Raw genomic sequence first — 2,335 nt, forward strand, 5'->3', positions numbered from 1 at the left:
CAGGTAAGCCATCGGACCCAAAAACCTCCCTCCGAGTTCTTCCCGGCTGCACCGGGGATACAACGAGGCGCTTCGTGGCGCACCGCATCTGCCGCAGACCGGGCTCGTTGGCGCGGCCCGCAGCGACGGTGAGTGACCGGTGCTCCGGCCGACCAAGCGCACTGAACCGCCCGACTTGACGATCTTGGGACCCTCACGGTGCTTCATGTAGGCGTGAGAACGCTCAGGGTGTCACGGCTCTGCGGACGGTCGGACCGATTGGAAGTACCGGCTCACGGGTCGAAGGGTCAGCAGCAACGCCGCACTGAGCAGGCACGCGATCAAGCCGAAGTCCACGGCCAGCGCGACGTCGCCGAACCAGCCCGGCAAGATCCGGTTCATCCGCTGGTCGACGGGATCGGTACTGTCGCCGTCGCTGAGGGACGCCGCCAGGCCGGCGAACCTCACGGAGGGGCAGCACAGCATCAACCCGCTCACCATCCACGTCGCGTTCCGGCTGGCGGATCGGCCGCGCAGGTTCTGCACGGCGATGACGACCAGCAAGACGGCGCCGATGATCCACAGCAAAATGATGAACAGACCTTCCACGGCGGTAACGGCCGCGAACGCGGTCGCGTTCTCGATTTCGTTCGCGTCGACGGCTGCCCGGTACGCCTCGTCACGGGCCTGCTGCCCACGATGGGACAACCACAGATCGGCCACGCTCAGCAAGGCCCCGATCCCCAGCAGCCAGCTCGACACCGTGACAGCCACCGGACGGCGTATCGTCAGCCTCTATTCCACGCCGCGATGATCCCACGCCCGACGATCACGGGAGCGGGCCAGCGAGCCGAACACCGCCGCTGGCCAGAGACCCCGCAACATGACACCCTCGCCAGCCACGCTCACTGGTCGGCGTACGGACATGCCGCGATCCTCGCGCTACCCAGCGTCACGCCGAGCCGGCCCGGTTGCCGTCCGGACGTGCCGATGACCGGATGCCGAGGTGTAGCGTCGAGACCAGCAACGAACGTGGGGTCATCCGCGATGTTGCCGCCGGCAACGAGCCGACCGCGATCATGGACGATCGGCGCCTTGCATGCAGGGCCAAGGACGGCACAGAATCTGAACGTGTTCAAAAGCGGGTGGGCCGGTACTTGGTTGCTGATCGGGCTGGTCGGATCGGTGCTGCTTCGTGGAACCCTGTGGGTGCTCACGGTCTTGAACGTCGGGCCGCTCCTTGGGCCGGTCGACTTGCTGCTTGTGCCGGCAGTCGGCCGCACCGTCGGCACAACGATCTGGCTCGGCGACATCGTCGCGTCGTTCCTGTTCGCCGTTGCGACGGGCGTCGCCTGCCAGGGACTGCGCGGCGACCGCGCGTGGGCGTACCGGCTGGGGCAGGGGCTAGCCCGCTTCTACGTCGCCTTGAACGCGGCGACCGCCACCGTCTGTGGCGTGCTGATGTCGGACTGGGGCCTGCTGGCCTTTCCGTTCGTGTTGTACATCGTCTCGATCGCTGTCGCGATAATGGCCGCTCGCCAACTGAAGGCGCATGGCGGGTCGGCGATGGTCGTCGGGATCATCTCGCTCCGCCGACTGGCGGCGCGTCGTTCGTTGCTCCATGAGCCCGGCCCGCCCGAGCATGTTGGTCAGGAGTAACCGGGTCGCCACGCCATTCGGGCCAAGAGCGACTGCACGCAAGTAGCCGCGATGGGCGCGGGGGGCCAGGAGTGGTTGCTGTGAAGTTCAGTCAGGGAGCTTGCGCCATCCCTGCCGAGGCTTTGCCGGCTTCAGTGGCGTGGACTTCAACGACCGGTTCGGTCAGCTGGACGGCGCTGTAGTCGCATCGATCGGAACGGAGCCGAGGGCCGCGAACACGCGCCGCCGCAGCAGATCCCACTGCTCTATGCAGCGGCCAGGCCGCATATCGGCCGGTGGTGGCACTACCCAACCGGTGCCGATGACCTCGTCCAGCCCGAACTGTTGACGGGTCAGATCGATCTCGATCCCGGTTGACAACCGGTTCCAGTAGTGGCCGCCGATATGGACACCGTCTCGGTGCACGTCAGCGCGCATCAAGTCACCGCCGATCAGCTCGCACAGCACGAGCGAGGTCGGCCCGCACTGGCCGCGAGCGGGATTCTGCGCACTCCATGCCCCGAGTTCCTCCGGCATGCAGGTGTCGGCGCCCCACGCGTCGCGGAAAGCGCGCTCGATCGCGGTCAGTGTCCAAGGCGACATGACTGCATTATCCGGCAGTCTGGGCCTGACCCGTTTTGACGGACATCCGAGATCTGTGGGCTGTGTGCCCGGGAGAGGATGTTCATCATGGAAGGCATGGGTAAGCAGCGGCGGC

Annotated in this window: 3 protein-coding genes; 1 reads left to right on the forward strand and 2 read right to left on the reverse strand. The window is 66.6% G+C overall.

Annotated elements, in window-relative coordinates; all coding sequences use genetic code 11:
- Positions 1-231: 231 nt before the first annotated feature.
- Positions 232-753, reverse strand: a complete 522-nt coding sequence (locus ABZS58_RS51125) for a hypothetical protein (RefSeq protein WP_354792091.1) — start codon at positions 751-753, stop codon at positions 232-234.
- A gap of 357 nt (positions 754-1,110) precedes the next feature.
- Here ABZS58_RS51125 and ABZS58_RS51130 point away from each other — a divergent pair, with 357 nt between their 5' ends.
- Positions 1,111-1,638: a hypothetical protein gene (locus ABZS58_RS51130; protein WP_354792092.1), complete on the forward strand. Its 528-nt coding sequence runs from the start codon at positions 1,111-1,113 to the stop codon at positions 1,636-1,638.
- 162 nt (positions 1,639-1,800) lie between these two features.
- On the opposite strand, the gene ABZS58_RS51135 is transcribed toward ABZS58_RS51130, so the two are convergent.
- Positions 1,801-2,335 (reverse strand): hypothetical protein (locus ABZS58_RS51135; RefSeq protein ID WP_354792094.1); only part of this gene is annotated, 535 nt, incomplete at its 5' end.

Source organism: Dactylosporangium sp. NPDC005555 (assembly GCF_040605635.1).
GTDB lineage: Bacteria > Actinomycetota > Actinomycetes > Mycobacteriales > Micromonosporaceae > Dactylosporangium.